Raw genomic sequence first — 17,548 nt, 5'->3', positions numbered from 1 at the left:
TCCGCGTCAGTCCTTGTTATAGAGGCTGCTCAGCGGCTTCTTCAGGATACTGTCGCGCAACGAGAGGCCGCCTTCGCGCCGCACAGACGGAGCGGGCTCCTTCTCCGAAGGGGATGGACTGCTTGTGTTGTCGCCGCCTCGGAACTCTCGGCGCAGCTCGGCAAGTCTGCTATCGATCGACGTCTGGGGAGCTGCGCTAAAAGCCGAAGCCGCCGTGGCGCGCGGCAGCATGTCGGGCCGATAAGGCTCTATCGGTGGCGGATCAATTCGCACCGGCTGGGGCTCGGATATTGCGGCAGGCTGATCGAAATCGTCATCGCCAATGTCCTCGTCCATATAAGCGGCCGGCTCGCTTGAGGCCTTATAGCTCTGCTGAAAGGCAGAGATGTCGGGACCGGAGATCGAGCGCATGCGGCCGACGATGGTGCGCAAGTCGACGGTATCGGGTGATTCCTCGCTCGTTCTTGCGATGCTACCGCTGGCCTTCGGCAGTAGGTTTTCTTCGACGCGGGAAAAGCGCATGCGCATGGGGACTGCAATGGCTTCGCCGAAGGCGATGGCTTCGCCGTTGCCGATCGAAGACAGGAAGCTCGTCGTCGAAATTGAGGAGTTCGGGATTGCCGACCGTATGATGTCCTGGTCGCGATCGTTTGCGAGGCGCATGGCGAACAGCGTCGAGCATTGCGACAGGATCGTCTGATCAAGTTCGCCCGGACGCTGGGTGATGATGCCGAGCGACACACCGTATTTGCGGCCCTCCTTGGCGATGCGGGCAATCGCCTGCCGCGTTGGGAAGAAGCCGAGGTTCGGGTCGGCGGGGATATAGCGATGCGCTTCTTCGCAGACGACCAGCATATGGATCGCCCCTTCGCTCCAAAGCGCAAGCTCGAAGGCCATGCGGCAGAGAACGGAGGCGACGGAATTGACTACTTCGGAGGGAATGCCGGCGAGCTGGAAGGTACAGATCGGCTTGTCATCACCGGGAATACGAAAGATCTGCGCGATCGTCTCCATGATCGTGTCGCTGATCGTATTGTTGGAGAACATGAAATGATAACGCGGATCGTTGATCGCCGAGATGACGCGCATCTTCAGAGAGCGCAAATGCGGTTTTTCCTGCCGGCCTTCGAGGCGGCCGATGCGCTCGTCGATCAGGGCCAGCAGATCGGCCATGCGATAGGGAACCGGTGTATCTGCTGTCACCGAGCTTTTTTCCGTCTGACGGCGCATCAGCGGCGAGTCACTGCCGCGAAAGGCGCGCTTCGCTTCGGGAATAATATCGCGCAGCATATCCAGTTCGTCGGGGATCGGCGGCCGGCCCCGGAAGACAACCTCGGCAAACTCGTCGAGCCGCATCAGCCAGAAGGGCAGGTCGAGCGTATCCGTATCGACGACGACAGAATGCTTGGGAAAGGCGGCGGCGAATTCGTTGTGCGGATCGAGGATCAGCACGCGCAGTTTGGGATCGGAGACGATTGCCTTGTGCAGCAGCAAGGAGACAGCGGTCGATTTACCGACGCCGGTGGAGCCGACCACGGCGAAATGCTTGGCCAGCATCGAAGGGATATGAATGGCGGCGTCGATGCTTTCATCCTGCGTCAGCTTGCCGATGACGCAACTGCTGTCCTTGCCGGCATCGAAAATGCGCATGAGATCGGCTGCGCGGATACGGTGAGCGATGGCGCCGAGATGGGGATAGGCGGAAATGCCGCTGGAAAACTCCTCGCGGCCGTTTGATCCGACGCGGACTTCGCCCAGCAATTCCACTTCGATGCGGAAAAGATTGTCCTGTCCTTCGCCCCAGCCGGTATTGCCGGTGTTCATGGCGTAGACGAGAGCTGCGACGCGATTGGAGCCTACGCTGATCGAGATCAGTTTGCCGACGGACCAAAGCTCGGTCAGATCGGTACCGCCATCCTCGGCGACTGCGGCGATGGTTGCCCTGGAACCGGTGCACGCGACGACACGGCCGAGGAAGCGATTTCCCGGCTTCAGATTGTCGCGGCGATCAAGGTCCCCAGCTTTGCCGGACGTCTGCAAATCATTATTGAGCAAACGGCTACTCCCAGCGTTAAGACATGGAACATAAGGAAGGTGGCTTAACAAAACCCTTAGCGCCGCTCGACATTTTAAGAGGATCGGTAAAGGTCGCGATTTTTTATTGCTGAATGCGTTGACGCTTGGAAATTTTCTGTCTATCAATTCCGCCCATGAAAAACTCGACGGCTCTTATCGTGGTGGGAAAGCGCATGGGCAGGATGGTGTAACCATCCGGCGATAGCCACCCATGCGCTAGACGACAGGCTCCACAGGAGCCTTTTTTTATGCCCGAAATCGAGATTTCACTTTCCAAACCCTCAGCAGATAGCGGAACAAACGTATGACCGGCAAAGATAATCAGACGAGCGGCAATCAGATGACAGGCGCGGAGATCGTGTTGCAGGCGCTCAAGGACAATGGCGTCGAACACATCTTCGGTTATCCGGGCGGCGCGGTTTTGCCGATCTATGACGAAATTTTCCAACAGGACGATATCCAGCATATCCTCGTGCGCCATGAGCAGGGCGCAGGCCATGCGGCGGAAGGTTATGCCCGCTCGACCGGCAAAGTCGGCGTCATGCTGGTCACCTCCGGTCCGGGCGCGACGAATGCCGTCACGCCGCTGCAGGACGCCTTGATGGATTCGATCCCGCTGGTTTGCCTGAGCGGCCAGGTTCCCACGTCACTGATCGGCTCGGACGCGTTCCAGGAATGCGACACGGTCGGCATTACGCGTCCCTGCACCAAGCACAATTGGCTGGTCAAGGATGTCAACAAGCTCGCCGCGGTCATCCACGAAGCTTTCCGCATCGCCCAGTCCGGCCGTCCGGGTCCCGTCGTCGTCGACATTCCGAAGGATGTTCAGTTCGCCACCGGCACTTATACACCGCCGGAAGCGCATGATGTCCAGAAGAGCTACCAGCCCAAGGTTCAGGGCGATCTCAACAGGATCACGCAGGCTATCGAGCTGATGGCGAGCGCGCGCCGGCCGATCATCTATTCCGGTGGCGGCGTCGTCAATTCCGGTCCGGAAGCCTCGAAGCTGTTGCGCGAACTCGTCGAGCTGACGGGCTTCCCGATCACTTCCACGCTGATGGGCCTCGGTGCCTATCCGGCATCCGGCAAGAACTGGCTCGGAATGCTCGGCATGCATGGTTCCTACGAAGCCAACATGGCGATGCATGATTGCGACGTCATGGTCTGTATCGGCGCGCGTTTCGACGACCGCATTACCGGCCGTCTGAACGCCTTTTCGCCGAATTCGAAGAAGATCCACATCGACATCGATCCGTCGTCGATCAACAAGAACGTTCGCGTCGATATCGGCATCCTTGGCGATGTCGGCAATGTTCTGGAAGATATGGTTCGCCTGTGGCGCGCACTGCCGCATAAGCCGGCAGCAGATCGCCTCGGCGATTGGTGGGCGAATATCACACGCTGGCGTGCGCGCAATTCCTTCGCCTACAAGCCGCACGACGATGTCATCATGCCGCAATATGCGATCCAGCGTCTCTATGAGCTGACCAAGGATCGCGACACCTACATCACCACCGAAGTCGGCCAGCACCAGATGTGGGCGGCACAGTTCTATGGCTTCGAGCAACCGAACCGCTGGATGACCTCCGGCGGCCTCGGCACCATGGGTTACGGCCTGCCGGCTGCCCTTGGCGTACAGATCGCCCATCCGGAAAGCCTGGTCATCGATATTGCCGGCGATGCCTCGATCCAGATGTGCATTCAGGAAATGTCGGCGGCCATCCAGCACGATGCGCCGATCAAGATCTTCATCCTGAACAACCAATATATGGGCATGGTGCGCCAATGGCAGCAGTTGCTGCACGGCAACCGCCTGTCGCACTCCTATACAGAGGCGATGCCCGATTTCGTCAAGCTGGCGGAAGCCTACGGTGCCGTCGGCCTGCGCTGCGAAAAGCCCGGCGATCTCGATGCCGCGATCCAGGAAATGATCGACGTCAAGAAGCCCGTTATTTTCGATTGCCGAGTTGCCAATCTCGCCAACTGCTTCCCGATGATTCCCTCGGGCAAGGCACATAACGAGATGCTGCTGCCGGACGAAGCCACCGACGAGGCCGTCGCCAACGCCATCGACGCCAAGGGCCGGCAGCTCGTTTGATCGGAAAGCCGGGACACGGTAGGCTTGCCGTGTCCCCCGGCCGCTGGACCAATCACCACTCAAATCAGGATCGAGCTGGCATCCTGACCATAAGAACCGAGGAAACGGAACAAGGACAATGACCGCACACCTTCAACCCACGGGCTCCGCCTATTTCATCTCGCCGGAAACCGCGGCTTCCGAGAGCCATACGCTTTCGGTGCTGGTCGACAACGAGCCCGGCGTTCTCGCCCGCGTCATCGGCCTCTTCTCCGGCCGGGGTTACAACATCGAAAGCCTTACCGTTTCCGAGACCGAGCATCAGGCGCATCTGTCGCGCATCACCATCGTCACGCGCGGCACGCCGCAGGTGCTGGAGCAGATCAAGGCGCAGCTTGAGCGCATTGTGCCGGTCCATCGTGTCGTCGACCTGACGGTACGCGCCCGCGATCTCGGCCAGGAGCGGCCGATCGAGCGCGAAGTGGCGCTGCTGAAGGTGATCGGAAGCGGCGAGACCCGCGCTGAAACGCTGCGGCTGGCCGATGCCTTCCATGCCAAGGTGGTGGACGCGACCGTCGAGCATTTCATTCTCGAAATCACCGGCAAGTCCTCGAAGATCGATCAGTTCATCGCCATCATCAAGCCGCTCGGCCTGATCGAAGTCTGCCGCACCGGCATCGCCGCGATGAACCGCGGCCCGCAGGGAATGTGAAGAACGCCTGTCGTTGACCGGCTTATCGGCGTCGCGTAGCTTGCGCGGCGCTTGGGCGTGCAAGGTAGGCCCCAACTTACGCAGGTGGCATAATTGGGGCTTTCGACCGAAAAGTATACGCCCGATATCGGCGAGAAAAGCTGGCATCCTCCGGCAGGAATGCGTCTCGGCGCTACCTTCTATGTGCGGCAGGCTTTCCCCTGGCTTGGCCAGTATTTCGGGTCGCAGAAGATCGCGTCGACCCTCTCGCCGGCCATCGGTGGTATCGTATCCTGGGGCGGGCGCATGCCGGCAAAGACGGCAGCGGCGATCTCGCGGTTGCGGGGATTGCCGAATTGGAACCTTGAAGACGGTTTTCTGCGCTCGGTCGGCCTTGGAAAGGCTGGCGCAGTGCCGCTCTCCATCGTCGTCGATGATCTCGGTCTGCCGGTGGATGCGAACCGGCCGTCGCGTCTCGAGCGGCTGATCCAAGGGGCTGATGGGGTGCAGATTGGCGAACTTGGCAAGGCAATCCGCGAACAGATCGTTCGGAACAAGCTCTCCAAATACAATCATCTGCCGCACAAGGCGCCCACGATCGAGCGGACAACGAAACGCCGTATCCTGCTGGTCGATCAGGTCGTCGGCGATATCTCCATTGGCAAGGCACTCGGTTCACGCGCCTCGTTCGAACGGATGCTTGCCGATGCGCAGGCCAGCGGCGCGCAGTGCGTGATCCGGACGCATCCGGATGTCATGGCCGGCCACCGCAAGGGATATCTGACTACAGAAATTGCCGGCAAGAGCGACGGGATATTACTCAACGATGCGGTGTCGGTAGCATCGGTCCTGGACGTTGTGGATGAGGTCTGGACGGTCTCCAGCCAGTTCGGCTTCGACGCGCTGCTGCGCGGCATTCCGGTACGCTGCTATGCCGCGCCGTTTTATGCCGGATGGGGTGTGACGGAAGATCAATTCGGCGTCTACACGAAAGCAGTCCTTGCCGACAGACGAACAAGGCGGTGTACCGTCGACCAGATCGCCGCGGCTGCCTTTTCGCTTTATCCGACCTATCGCGATCCGGCCGACTGGCGGCAGATCGATGTTTTCCAGGCAATCGAGCTGATCGTCACGCAGCAGCGCGCGGAGGCCCGCAATTAGAGCATCTCCAGCGGCTTCTTTCGCGCCGGTGGCGGAAAGGCGGCGTCGAGGGTGGCCCAATCCTCGTCGGTGATGTCGAGCGAGACGGCGTCGCGGTTTTCCGCAACCCGTTGCGGATTGGAGGTCTTGGGAATGGCGATCACGCCGTCGCGCTCCAGCAGAAAGGCAAGCGCCACCTGAGCCGGCGTTGCCTGATAGGTCTTCGCGATGTGGATCAGGTCCGGATGATGGGCGAGGCGGCCCTGCTCGATCGGCGAATAGGCCATGATCGGAATGTTGCGCTCCTGGCACCACGGCAGCAGATCATATTCGATGCCGCGTCGGCCGAGATTGTAGAGCACTTGATTGGCGGCGACATTGCCGCCATCGGGAACGGCCAGCAGTTCCTCCATGTCGTCAACATCGAAGTTCGAGACACCCCAGGCGCCGATCTTGCCTGCGGCTTTCAGGGCTTCGAAGGCCGCCACTGTTTCAGCCAGCGGATACTCTCCGCGCCAATGCAGCAGATAGAGGTCGATGCGGTCGATTTTCATCCGTTTCAGGCTGCGTTCGCATGCCTCGATCGCGCCCTTGCGACTCGCGTTCATGGGATAGACCTTGCTGACGATGAATACCTTGTCGCGCTGCCCCTTGATCGCCTTGCCGACGATTTCCTCCGCGCCGCCGTCGCCATACATTTCGGCGGTGTCGATCAGCGTCATGCCGAGATCAAGCCCGGCCTTTAGGCTGGCGATCTCGTCCTCAGCCCGAGCGATCGTTTCGCCCATGTTCCATGTCCCCTGGCCAAGAGCGGGAACCGTGATGCCGGAGGGAAGGGTGACGGTAGGAATGGGGTCGCGCATGGCCTGTCCTCGCTGCTTGAGAAGCGAAGGATAAGTGCATTCATCGGGATTTCAATCGAGGCCATTCATGTCACCGTGACAATCATCTCATGGCATTCGATTCCAAGGCGAATTAGGGTTGCGCGGCGCCGCTGTGACAGACGCGCATCGCGAGGAATGGACGCTTCCGTTGACCAAGAGAGCTGCGTCCGGGGAGGCTTTATGGCGCCGGATACATTTTTGGCTCTTCTGTTGTTTGCGTTCACGACATCGATCACGCCCGGACCTAACAATATGATGCTGTTCGCATCGGGCGTGAATTTCGGTTTTCGTCGCACGATCCCGCACATGCTCGGCATCGGCGCCGGCTTTCTGTCGTTGCTGCTGGGCGTCGGGCTGGGGCTTGGGGCATTGCTGCATACCGTACCGCTGCTCTACACTGCCCTGAAATTCGCCGGTGGAGCCTATCTCGTCTGGATCGCCTGGAAAATTGCGACGTCACGCAGCCTCAGCGAGAAGGAAAGCGGCGTGGAGCCGATGAGTTTCCTGAGCGCTGCCGCCTTTCAGTGGGTCAATCCCAAGGCCTGGGTCATGGCTGTCACGGCCATGGCGACCTACACCAATCCGCAGCTCTATTTGATCAGCGTATTACTCGTCGGCCTTGCCTTTGCGGCGGTCAATGTTCCCAGCGTTTCGACCTGGGCCGGTTTCGGCTCGGCCCTGCGCGACTGGCTTTCGGACCCCGTTCGCCTCAAATGGTTCAACATCACCATGGCGGTCCTGCTGGTGCTCAGCCTCTGGCCGATGCTAAAGTAGCGATATGGATGGCTTGTTGAGCATCAGCCAAAGAATGCTGATGACCGCGAAAAAGGCGGGGAAGCCGCAAGCAAACCAGATGCGATAAAGACGGTGATAGGCTGCCGGCAGCGGCGTTCCGGTCGCGGATGCCCTTCGAGCGAGATCGCGCAGGCGGATTTGTATCCAAACCACCGGCAGCCAGAAAACTCCGGTCAGCACATAGAGCAGTAAGGACAGGGCGATCCATCCTTCTTCGAGCGGCCAGCCGATCGATTGTGCGAGCAGATAGCCGGTCACCGGCTGAAAGACGACGGCCGTTGCCGTAAAGATGGTATCGGCGATGACGACCGTTGCGGCGACATGTGCGATCAGCTTGGGGTCGCCGGTACGATGCGCCATGACCATGAAGAAGGCGATACCCGCACCGGTGCCGAAAAGCACTGTGGCGCCGACGACATGAACAAGCCGAAGAAGCTCCTCTGTCAGCATCAGCGCTCCTCCAATACCGCAAATGTGGCAAGCGTCAGGAGGATCGCCGGCAGTGCTTTGACAAATGGCCCGAGTGGATCGAACCAAAGCGACGGTTCGAGCAACGTGCCGCCGGCAAGATAGCCGAGCGTGACGGCGAGCATTCCGAACAAGGCCGATCGCGCAAAGGGCCGCACAAGGACAAAGGCGCCAAGGGCTATGTCAAGCAGACAGGTAGTCAGCGTCAAAGCCATTGCCATGCCGTCCGGCATGAAGGGTAGGAAGTGCCGGCTTGCCGCTGTCGGGGCTAGCATCGGAATGATGCCCGACAGCATCCAGAAGAGCGCCAGCCCGCCGATCATCAACGGCTTTAACAGGTAGAGGCGGGCAAACCACAAATCCTGAACGCCGGAGGGATTGGCATTCAGCGTTTCGATGGCCGTCGCCAAACGTTGAGTTGGGAGGTGCCCCGCATTCCTTCGGCTGAGAACTCCTTCGGACATCACCGCCATCGCAGTCGACCGGAGCGGCGAGCGCCATCCAAACCTGCCGGCGATGTCGGCCGCCGAGCTTACCACCTTTGCCAAGCCGGCCGGTATCGGCATGACCCGTGTCGGCGGCAGGCCGAGCCAGTTTCGATGAAGGATGACGAGTTCGCGCAGTGTCAATGCTTCGCCGGCAGCAAGATCGATGTCGGCGCCGGATTCGAATTCGCCGGCAACCGCCGCCGAGACGATCGCGGCGACATCATCGACCGAGACCGTCTCGACCGGGCTTTGCGCATGGGTGAGAGGCAGGACAAAAGGTATGGCCGCAAGCGCGCGCAGCAATGCCGTACCGCCATGGGCGTTGCGGCCAAGGACGAGCGCTGGCCTCAGAATAATGTGGTTGAGACCACTTGCCGCCAGCGCCTTGTCGGCATTGCGCTTTGTCGCCAGGAACGGCTGCTCTTGGCCTCCACCTTCCGTGCGGGCGGAAATCTGCACGACGAGCTCGATTGCCGATTGTGCTGCTGCGGCATAGAGCGCCAGCATTGCCTTTTCCTGCGTGGCGGCGAGATCATCGGAAGGCCCGTCCTGAAGGGCGCCGGCGCAGTTGATGACGAGCTGATGGTCGTTCAGCACGGCATGCCAGTCTGATGGATTGGTCATCTTGGCCAGATCGGCTTTGATCCAGGTAATCGAAGGGTGTTTTATCCGCGCCCGGCCAGGATTACGGGCAAGACCGGTGATCATATGCCCGTCCTTGCGCAATCGCGCCGCGATTACAGAGCCGATGAAACCAGTTGCGCCAAGAATCAAAATCTTCATGCTGGGCAGACTAGCTAAACGCGCTAACAATGCGAGGGGTTGCGGCATCTGATCGCGGTTGCAACCTATGAAGAAGGCGCTTGGCGGCCGTATGGCAAAGGCTTAGAACTGAGGCTTGTTCGACGGGGAGATTTATTATGCACGATCATGACGACCATCATCACCATGATCATGACAACCACTATTCCGATATGCAGGCGCGCGTGAAGGCGCTGGAGACGCTGCTGACGGAAAAGGGGCTGATCGATCCGGCGGCGATCGACATCATCGTCGAGACCTACGAGACGAAGGTCGGGCCGCGCAACGGAGCGCAGGTGGTGGCGAAAGCCTGGAGCGATCCGGAATTTGCCGAATGGTTGAAGCGCGACGCAACGGCGGCGATTGCCAGCCTTGGTTTTAGCGGTCGGCAGGGCGAGCATATGCGGGCGGTGTTCAATACGCCAGAAACGCATAATCTCATCGTTTGCACGCTCTGCTCCTGCTATCCCTGGTCAGTGCTCGGCCTGCCGCCGGTCTGGTACAAGGCGCCGGCTTATCGCTCTCGCGCTGTCATCGATCCACGCGGCGTGTTGGCCGAATTCGGTCTGACGCTGCCTGATGGGCAGAAGATTCGCGTCTGGGATTCGACGGCCGAGCTGCGCTATCTCGTTATCCCGGAACGTCCTGATGGCACCGAGGGCATGAATGAAGCGGCCCTTGCCGATCTCGTCAGCCGTGACGCCATGATCGGTACGGCGGTCGCCAAGGCTCCGGAGGTGACGATATGAACGGGCCGCACGATCTTGGCGGGCAGATGGGTTTTGGTCCGGTCGCGCCGGAGCCGAACGAACCGGTCTTCCATGCGGAATGGGAAAAGCGGGCGCTCGGCCTCACGCTCTCCTGCGGCGCGTTCGGCGCCTGGAGCATCGATGAAAGCCGGCATGCGCGTGAAAATATCCCTCCGGCTGCATACCTAGCCGCCAGTTATTATGAGATCTGGACGCGTGGGGTCGAAGTGCTGCTGCAACGGCATGGTTTTGTAACGCACGACGAGTTGCGAACCGGCCATTCGTCGCAGCAAGGTGTGGTGCCGAAGCGTATCTTGAAGGCCGATATGGTCACCGGCGCTCTTGCCAAGGGCGGCCCCTGCGATCGGCCGGTCAATACGGCGCCGCTTTTTGCGGTCGGCGATCACGTGCGGACGAAGAACATCAATCCGACGGGACATACGCGTTTGCCCCGCTATGCGCGAGCCAAGACGGGTGTGGTGGAAGCCGTTCAGGGCTCGTTCGTTTTCCCCGACGACAATGCTCATGGCAAGGGCGAGAATCCGCAATGGATTTACACCGTCGTTTTCGATGCGCCGGAAATCTGGGGTGAGGGCGCCGATCCGTCGCTAACCGTCTCCATCGACGCCTGGGAGAACTATCTTGAGCGCGTCTGAGACCTCGTCGCTCCTGGCGCAATCGCCGCAACTGCCAAAATCCGCCGATGGTGAGCCGGTCTTCCCCGAGCCCTGGGCGGCGGAGGCTTTTGCAATGACCGTGCATCTGCATGAGAAGAGACTGTTTAGCTGGGGCGAGTGGGCAGAGCAGCTTTCTGCCGAATTGTACAAGCCTGGCCGGGCCAAAGACGGCAGCGATTATTTCGACTGTTGGGTGGCCGCACTCTCCAGCATGTTGATCAGCCGCGGCATCGCCGATGCGAGCGCGATCCTCGACCTGCAGAAAAGCTGGCAGCGCGCGGCGGAAGCGACGCCGCACGGCAAGCCGATCTTGCTGGAGAACGATCCCGAACGCTGAGCGTCTTACGATGAGAACTGCTTATAGCATTCATCCGCCACCCGCCTCAGCATGTCGCGCGAGATTTCGCCGGTAACGGCATAGCCGAGCTTGCCGTCGATCCAGTAGAAGGTCTCGACCGTACCGGCACTGGTGAAGCGGAAGCTGGTCGTCGTATTGTCCTTGTTGCTGCCGACGAGCACGGTCAAGCGTTGGCCGCTGGCGTTCTCATACATGAAGAGTGCACCGGGCGTGCCGTTGATCGGCAGCAGACGGCCGCCGACGAGCTGGAAGCCGAGCGCGCTGAGGCTCGGCACCTTGAGGCCGGCGACATTCATGCGCTTGCCGAGCCAGGTGGCAAGATGTGCTTCCTGATCCGCGCCGACCTCGACCGGGTGGCGGACATCGCTCGCATAGACGACGAAGGCCGATTGCGCCTGCCGCGGCAGCGCTTCGATACCCGCCAGGCGAAGGTCCGGCTGCGTCAGAAGCGGTGGGCCGAAATGGCCGGCGGCAGCGCCGACCAGGAAGATCGCTAGGGAGGCCGCGGCCATCGGCAGCCAGCGAAGCCGACGTGACGCTGCGGCAGGCACAGACGACGCCGGGATGCGCAATACCAGCTCACGGTCGCCTTCCTTCGACGTTTCATACGGCGCAAACAGCGCCTTGATGCTGGCGTTTTGCGCCTGCCATGCGGAGATCTGGTCCGCTTGTTCGGAGTTTTCGACAAGCCAGGCTTTCAATCGGGCGTGATCGTCCGCCGGCAGCAATCCGTCCGCAAAGGCGTGGAGATCCGCTTCGGTCACGGTCGGGTTACGTTCGCTCATTTCGGTCTCCGAAGCGTAATGACATTCTCGGCACTCATCAGATTGGTCATTTTCCGGCGCGCTCGAGACAGGCGCGACATGACGGTGCCGATCGGAATATCCAGTGTGGTGGCGACGTCCTGATAGCTGTAGCCTTCGACCACCACCAGCATCAGCACTGCGCGGTAATCCTCCCCGAGGCTGTTCAGCGCCGCTTCCAATCGCGAGCGCTCCAAAGGGTCACTGCTGGTCTCAGTGGCCGGCAGATCGGTGTTGTCGTCAAGATCGACGAAATTGCGACGACCTTGCTGGCGCAGGCCGTTGCGGTAGAGATTGGTCATGATGGTGAGCACCCAGCCGCGCAGGTTCAGCCCGCGCCACTGGCTGCGCCGCACCAGCACCTTTTCCACGCAATCCTGCAGAAGGTCTTCGCCATCGGCGTCGGATCGGGTGAGGCTGCGCGAATAGCGCCGTAACGAGGGGAGGAGCGCCAGCACCTCCGCCTCGAAGCTGTCGGGTGCGGGGGAGGCTCCCCCCGCATCCCGGCCGGTCCGATCAGGGCCGTGCGGCATCCCAGACACCCTTGAAGCCATCGCCGGCAACTTCACCGGCCTTGGTATCCTTCATAAAGAAATAGAGCGGCATGCCGTCCTTCGCCCATTGCTTCTTCCCGTCTTTGCGGGTGATGATCGAATATGCGCCTTCTGCCTTGGCTTTGCTATCGGCCATTAGCGGCGGCCATGCCTTGGCGCAATCGTCGTTGCAATTGGAGACACCCTTCTTGTCATTCTTGAAGGTGTAGAGTGTCATGCCGTTTTCGCCTGTGAGAACCTTGCCCTTGGCGCTTTCGCCGGTTTTTACCGGGGCGGCGGCAAAGGCCGACGTCGCTACGGCCGATGCCATGACCAGGATCGGCAAGAATTTCGCGGCTTTCATGATGTTTCTCCTCGGAATGGTAGACCTATGGTCTAGGCCCCACGTTTTGCGTTGCCGGACATGAGACGCGAATTGCCACGATTTTATTCCCAACAATTCTGGGTTTTTTACTGCTTGCTTCTGCCGGGCGAATCCTGCCAAGTCGGCCCATGCAATTCGCACCACAACAAGACGAAGCGCTCAAGGCCGTTGCCAAATGGCTGAAGGAACGGCGCTCGCCGCTGTTTCGCCTGTTCGGTTATGCCGGTACGGGCAAGACGACGCTTGCCCGGCATTTTGCCGAGCATGTCGATGGCGAAGTCCTGTTTGCCGCCTTTACCGGCAAGGCGGCGCAGGTGCTGCGCTCACGCGGCGCCAGCAACGCCAAGACCATCCATTCGCTGATCTATCGCCCGCGCGGTGAAGAGGCCGTCGAGGACGAAGAAACCGGCAAGACGTCGATCGCCCCGATGTTCACCATCAACCGGCAGAGCCCGGTCGCCAAGGCCGCGCTGATCATCGTCGACGAATGTTCGATGGTGGATGAAGCACTCGGCAAGGACCTGATGAGTTTCGGCACGCCGATCCTCGTCCTCGGCGACCCCGGGCAGTTGCCGCCGGTTTCGGGCGGCGGGTTCTTCACCAACGAAGAGCCGGACTATCTTCTGACGGACATTCACCGTCAGGCCCGTGACAATCCGATCATCCAACTCGCCATGCATGTGCGCGAGGGCAGGGAGATCATGCACGGCGATTACGGCACCGCGCAGGTGATTTCGAAGAATGAAGTGACGCAGCCGCTGGTGCTCGAGGCGGATCAGGTGTTGGTGGGCACCAACCGGACCCGCCGGCGGTACAATCAGCGACTGCGCGAGCTCAAGGGTTTTACGGCCGAATATCCGCAATCCGGGGACAAGCTGGTCTGCCTGCGCAACGACCCCGCCAAGGGCCTGCTCAACGGTTCGCTCTGGCAGGTGATGACATCTTCCAGGGAAACCACGAAGCCCGGCATCAATCTGCTTGTTCGGCCGGAAGATGACGACATGGATCGGGGTGCCGCGAAGATCAAGCTGCTGAAGCAGGCCTTCGAGGATGTCGAGGGCGAGATCCCCTGGTCGACCCGCAAGCGCTATGACGAATTCGACTATGGCTACGCGCTGACCGTGCATAAAGCGCAGGGTTCGCAGTGGAACAATGTGGTGTTGTTCGATGAAAGCTGGGCGTTTCGCGATACGCGCGAGCGCTGGCTTTATACGGCGATTACGCGTGCCGCCGAGACGCTGACGATCGTCCGCTGAAGTTTACTTGCTCGCCTTACGACGCCGATCAGGTGGCCTCAACCCCATGCTGAAACGGTCTATCAGATGTCCCCACCATGAGAATGAGGGCGCTCTGCAGTGCTATCATAATCAAGGAGATCGGTGACTTTCTGCATCTGCCGATTCAATTCGGACATCTCGATGATGAGTTCGCGCTTGCGGTGGTTGAGGGCCGTGCGGAAGATGGTCTCGGCATCGTCTGATGTTTCCGCATCATCGAGCTTTTCCATGATCTCCTGAATGGCGGCGATCGACATGCCGATTTCGCGGCAGACTGTAATGACGGCCATGCGCAGCACATCGTCGGTGCCGTAGATGCGCATCAGCCCGTGGCGATCGGCTGAGATCAGCCGCTTTTCCTCGTAAAAATGCAGCGTCCTGTGTGTCACCCCGAAAGCGCTGGCCATATCGGCAATGGCGACTGCCCCCTCCGGCAGGTCAGAAGGAAGTGCGGTCTCAGGCAGGAACCGGTACTTGGCACGCGCCCGCGAAACAAGGTTGGCGGCAGCAAACGGACGTTTGGAACCGTCAGACATGAGTACCTCCATATTTCCATCCCCTTTTGTCGCGGCGCCCCACGCCACGATTGAGTGCCTATTTTTTTGTCTGACGGAGGAGGCCGCAGCTACGCCCAACTCGCTTTCACAATGACGCGACTAACAAACGCAGATATGTCGCCGATGAAAATTCTTAGGTTTCATAAGGACAAATTTACTGTGGGTGAGCTTGAGCTCCCTCGTTCCCGGACGAATCAAATCAGGCGCCCGATACAACGACGCTATCGGGTTTCGGCGAAATTATAAGTTGCCCGAAGGGGGTATCGTCGGACGGGCGAGACGGCAAAAGAGGGGAAGACCATCAATCTTTTGCATGAGTCGATGTTCGAATCTCGTTGGTCTTGCGGCGTGCAATCGCATAAAACGGATGTATTATCCTCTTTATAAATCATGGATTTCGATCATGCCCGCCAAGCTCTCCGTGAACCTCAACGCCATCGCGATGCTGCGTAACCGGCGCGATCTTCCCTGGCCAAGTGTCACGGGCTTGGGACGCATCGCGCTTGCCGCCGGCGCCAGCGGTCTGACCGTGCATCCGCGGCCCGATCAGCGGCACATCCGCTTCTCTGATCTGCCCGAAATCCGGGCGCTGATCGACGATGAATTTCCGGAAGCGGAGTTCAATATCGAAGGCTATCCGACAGACGAGTTCTTCGATCTCTGTGCATCCGTAGAGCCGGAGCAGGTGACGCTGGTACCCGACGATCCCTCACAGGCGACATCCGACCACGGCTGGGATTTCCGTAAGAACCGCGATTTGCTGGTCGATGTCGTCGCCAAATACAAGAAGATCGGCTGCCGCGTTTCGCTGTTTGCCGACGGCGACGGCGATGCCGACGCGGTGAAGATCGCCAAGGAGGTCGGTGCCGACCGCATCGAGCTTTACACCGGCCCCTATGGTGGCTGCTATGACGCACCGGAGCGCGCTGCCGTCATTCTCGAAGCGCTTGGCAAGACGGCTGATGCTGCATTCGCCAACGGCCTTGACGTCAATGCCGGTCACGATTTGACGGTCGCCAATCTGCCAGCGTTGCTTAAGCGTATTCCGAAGCTTGCAGAGACTTCGATCGGCCATGGGCTGACTGCCGATGCGCTGGAATATGGCATGGCCGAAACGGTGCGGCGCTTCCGCCGGGCTTGTGGTCAGGCGGTTTGAGCTAAAAATCCTTCACGTACCGAGAAATCAACTCGTATAGCTGTTGTTTCCGCTTGCGATCTGAATATCGCGGGCGTGCCTCTTGCTAGCATTGTTCTTTTCAGCCATTCTGCACGCAAAACGGGTGCAGAATGGCTTTTCAATTCTGAGGCTAAGCTGCGAACCCTCCTGTCAAAGAGAGTTAGTTGCAGCAACTAGCTCGACCCCAGTGATCGTGAGTTTGTGTAATGAAGGCCGCAAAGCTGACAATTCTTATTGTATTGTTGGTGCTGGGATTGATCGACAGCTTTGTTATCAGCTTTGTTGGATTCGCGGCTCTTTCGGACGGCTTAGAGCAATGCCCTGACGGAAATCATTGTGACAGAGCAATCACGACTCTGGTGATTTGCTCGATGGTTTTGCCCGTAAGCGTAGCGACGTGCGTCTTCTCTCTTCGCGCGGTCATGCGAAAGATTTCGTCGCCATCTCACACCGTACCGTCCACACTCAGCGTATAGTCAACTGAGGCTCCTAATACGCAAGCGCAGATTTGCGCAGTTCTTAACGATCAGCGGATGTTGTCTTTGGTTGTTCCCCGTCGACGCGGACTAGTTTGGAGTAGGCGGTCAGGCAGGCCCTTGCCGCCGTGGCGGCCCAGCCTGACCTTCTCCAAAGCCTTAGCCGAGCAACGCGGCCTTGTGTTCCTCGACGAAGCTGCGCAGTGTCTGCGGCTCCTTGCCGGTCAGCTTGTTGAAGTCGTTCGTGAGGATGTTGAAATTGCCGGCGCGGATGTTAGCGTCGAAGGAGACGAGCATGTCGACCACGAATTTCGGCAGGCCGGCGCCGTTGAGGCCAGCGGCGAGTTGTTCGTCGTTGACCTGTACGACTTCCAGCGGACGGTCGGTGATCCTGCTGACGACGCTCGCAATCTCATCGATGGTGACGGCAGTCGAGCCCGTCAGAGTGTAGGTAGCATCTTCCGTCGCATCGGACGCCAAGGCGGCGGCGATGGCGAGCGCGCAATCTTCGCGGCTGATGTTGCTGACGCGGCCGCCGCCGGTCGCGGTGTACCACTTGCCGGTTTCGAGGCTATGCGGCAGACCCATCAGATAGTTGTCGAAATACCAGGCGTCGCGCAGGATGGTGTAGCCGATGCCGCTTGCCTTGATGGCGTTTTCCGTGCCGAGATGGTCAGGCGCGAAGCTGACGAGCGAACCTTCCGGGGCCGGCATGGAGGTGTAGAGAATGTGCTTCACGCCAGCGGCCTTCGCGGCTTCAACGGCAGCCGTATGCTGCTTCAGGCGCTGACCGGGAACGGCGAGCGAGTCGGTGCTGATGATAAGCAGGCGGTCGACGCCGGCAAAGGCGGCGGACAGGCTGGCGGCATCATCAAAATCGGCCTTGCGGGTGACGACGCCCTTGGCGGCGAGGTCGGCAAGCTTCTCCGGGCTGCGGGTGGCGGCAATGATGCGGCTGGGCGCGACCCTGTATGTCTCCAGCAGGTGATGAATGACGCGCTGACCAAGCTGACCCGCGGCGCCGGTGACGAGAAGAGTGCTGCTCATATGTTTTTCCTTGTTTGACCGCCGCGGACTTGCAGAGGTTTTCCGCTCTCAAAAAGAGACTAGCACTAGAATAGGAATTGACTTCGGGC

The 17,548-nt window shown here is 59.9% G+C and carries 17 protein-coding genes and 1 pseudogene; 9 read left to right on the top strand and 9 right to left on the bottom strand.

Annotation, left to right across the window (positions count from 1 at the left end):
- Window positions 1-6 precede the first annotated feature (6 nt).
- Window positions 7-2,055: an ATP-binding protein gene (locus tag NXC24_RS12110; RefSeq protein ID WP_104823513.1), complete on the bottom strand. Its 2,049-nt coding sequence runs from the start codon at window positions 2,053-2,055 to the stop codon at window positions 7-9.
- A 325-nt stretch (window positions 2,056-2,380) separates the two neighbouring features.
- On the opposite strand from NXC24_RS12110, the gene NXC24_RS12105 reads away from it, so the two are divergent.
- From NXC24_RS12105 to NXC24_RS12095, 3 genes are all read left to right on the top strand, one after another.
- Window positions 2,381-4,174, top strand: a complete 1,794-nt coding sequence (locus NXC24_RS12105) for an acetolactate synthase 3 large subunit (RefSeq protein WP_104823512.1) — start codon at window positions 2,381-2,383, stop codon at window positions 4,172-4,174.
- Between the two features lie 118 nt (window positions 4,175-4,292).
- A complete protein-coding gene (ilvN, locus tag NXC24_RS12100; protein WP_104823511.1) occupies window positions 4,293-4,865 on the top strand; it encodes an acetolactate synthase small subunit in 573 nt (190 codons plus the stop codon).
- A 159-nt stretch (window positions 4,866-5,024) separates the two neighbouring features.
- Window positions 5,025-6,005: a capsular biosynthesis protein gene (locus NXC24_RS12095; protein WP_104825132.1), complete on the top strand. Its 981-nt coding sequence runs from the start codon at window positions 5,025-5,027 to the stop codon at window positions 6,003-6,005.
- On the opposite strand, the gene NXC24_RS12090 is transcribed toward NXC24_RS12095, so the two are convergent.
- Window positions 6,002-6,847 carry an aldo/keto reductase gene (locus NXC24_RS12090; protein WP_104823510.1) on the bottom strand — a complete coding sequence of 282 codons (846 nt, stop codon included), beginning with the start codon at window positions 6,845-6,847 and terminating at the stop codon, window positions 6,002-6,004. The genes NXC24_RS12095 and NXC24_RS12090 overlap by 4 nt on opposite strands.
- A gap of 201 nt (window positions 6,848-7,048) precedes the next feature.
- Here NXC24_RS12090 and NXC24_RS12085 point away from each other — a divergent pair, with 201 nt between their 5' ends.
- Window positions 7,049-7,642 (top strand): LysE family translocator, encoded by a 594-nt coding sequence (locus NXC24_RS12085; RefSeq protein WP_104823509.1) that lies wholly within the window; start codon window positions 7,049-7,051, stop codon window positions 7,640-7,642.
- On the opposite strand, the gene NXC24_RS12080 is transcribed toward NXC24_RS12085, so the two are convergent.
- Together NXC24_RS12080 and NXC24_RS12075 are read right to left on the bottom strand one after the other, a co-directional pair.
- Window positions 7,634-8,110, bottom strand: a complete 477-nt coding sequence (locus NXC24_RS12080; RefSeq protein WP_104825131.1) for a DUF2269 domain-containing protein — start codon at window positions 8,108-8,110, stop codon at window positions 7,634-7,636. The genes NXC24_RS12085 and NXC24_RS12080 overlap by 9 nt on opposite strands.
- Window positions 8,111-8,112: 2 nt before the next feature.
- Window positions 8,113-9,402: an SDR family oxidoreductase gene (locus NXC24_RS12075; protein WP_104823508.1), complete on the bottom strand. Its 1,290-nt coding sequence runs from the start codon at window positions 9,400-9,402 to the stop codon at window positions 8,113-8,115.
- Between the two features lie 137 nt (window positions 9,403-9,539).
- On the opposite strand from NXC24_RS12075, the gene nthA reads away from it, so the two are divergent.
- The 3 genes from nthA to NXC24_RS12060 are packed head-to-tail and all read left to right on the top strand — an operon-like array spanning window position 9,540 to window position 11,183.
- Window positions 9,540-10,169, top strand: coding sequence for a nitrile hydratase subunit alpha (gene nthA, locus NXC24_RS12070; RefSeq protein ID WP_104823507.1), 630 nt, complete (start codon window positions 9,540-9,542; stop codon window positions 10,167-10,169).
- Window positions 10,166-10,825 carry a nitrile hydratase subunit beta gene (gene nthB / locus NXC24_RS12065; protein WP_104823506.1) on the top strand — a complete coding sequence of 220 codons (660 nt, stop codon included), beginning with the start codon at window positions 10,166-10,168 and terminating at the stop codon, window positions 10,823-10,825. Before nthA ends, nthB begins: the two co-directional genes overlap by 4 nt.
- Complete coding sequence (locus NXC24_RS12060) at window positions 10,812-11,183, top strand: nitrile hydratase accessory protein (protein ID WP_104823505.1); 372 nt, start codon at window positions 10,812-10,814, stop codon at window positions 11,181-11,183. Before nthB ends, NXC24_RS12060 begins: the two co-directional genes overlap by 14 nt.
- Window positions 11,184-11,188: 5 nt before the next feature.
- On the opposite strand, the gene NXC24_RS12055 is transcribed toward NXC24_RS12060, so the two are convergent.
- From NXC24_RS12055 to NXC24_RS12045, 3 genes are read right to left on the bottom strand one after another with little or no spacing between them, the layout of a single operon-like run.
- Complete coding sequence (locus NXC24_RS12055; RefSeq protein ID WP_104823504.1) at window positions 11,189-11,989, bottom strand: anti-sigma factor; 801 nt, start codon at window positions 11,987-11,989, stop codon at window positions 11,189-11,191.
- Complete coding sequence (locus tag NXC24_RS12050) at window positions 11,986-12,540, bottom strand: RNA polymerase sigma factor (RefSeq protein ID WP_104823503.1); 555 nt, start codon at window positions 12,538-12,540, stop codon at window positions 11,986-11,988. Before NXC24_RS12050 ends, NXC24_RS12055 begins: the two co-directional genes overlap by 4 nt.
- Window positions 12,524-12,904 carry a hypothetical protein gene (locus NXC24_RS12045; protein WP_104823502.1) on the bottom strand — a complete coding sequence of 127 codons (381 nt, stop codon included), beginning with the start codon at window positions 12,902-12,904 and terminating at the stop codon, window positions 12,524-12,526. The genes NXC24_RS12050 and NXC24_RS12045 overlap by 17 nt, the downstream gene beginning before the upstream one ends.
- A gap of 149 nt (window positions 12,905-13,053) precedes the next feature.
- On the opposite strand from NXC24_RS12045, the gene NXC24_RS12040 reads away from it, so the two are divergent.
- Entirely contained in the window at window positions 13,054-14,181 is a 1,128-nt protein-coding gene (locus tag NXC24_RS12040) for an ATP-dependent RecD-like DNA helicase (RefSeq protein WP_104823501.1), read from the top strand.
- Between the two features lie 86 nt (window positions 14,182-14,267).
- Here NXC24_RS12040 and NXC24_RS12035 read toward each other — a convergent pair.
- Window positions 14,268-14,738: pseudogene (locus NXC24_RS12035) on the bottom strand (MerR family transcriptional regulator); the annotation flags it as partial.
- A 424-nt stretch (window positions 14,739-15,162) separates the two neighbouring features.
- Here NXC24_RS12035 and NXC24_RS12030 point away from each other — a divergent pair.
- A complete protein-coding gene (locus NXC24_RS12030; RefSeq protein ID WP_104825130.1) occupies window positions 15,163-15,915 on the top strand; it encodes a pyridoxine 5'-phosphate synthase in 753 nt (250 codons plus the stop codon).
- A gap of 656 nt (window positions 15,916-16,571) precedes the next feature.
- On the opposite strand, the gene NXC24_RS12025 is transcribed toward NXC24_RS12030, so the two are convergent.
- Window positions 16,572-17,459 (bottom strand): SDR family oxidoreductase, encoded by an 888-nt coding sequence (locus NXC24_RS12025; protein WP_104823499.1) that lies wholly within the window; start codon window positions 17,457-17,459, stop codon window positions 16,572-16,574.
- Window positions 17,460-17,548 lie beyond the last annotated feature (89 nt).

Source organism: Rhizobium sp. NXC24 (assembly GCF_002944315.1).
Lineage (GTDB): Bacteria > Pseudomonadota > Alphaproteobacteria > Rhizobiales > Rhizobiaceae > Rhizobium.
The sequence above is the reverse complement of the archived record's forward strand: the minus strand, read 5'-3'. Positions and strand labels throughout refer to the sequence as shown.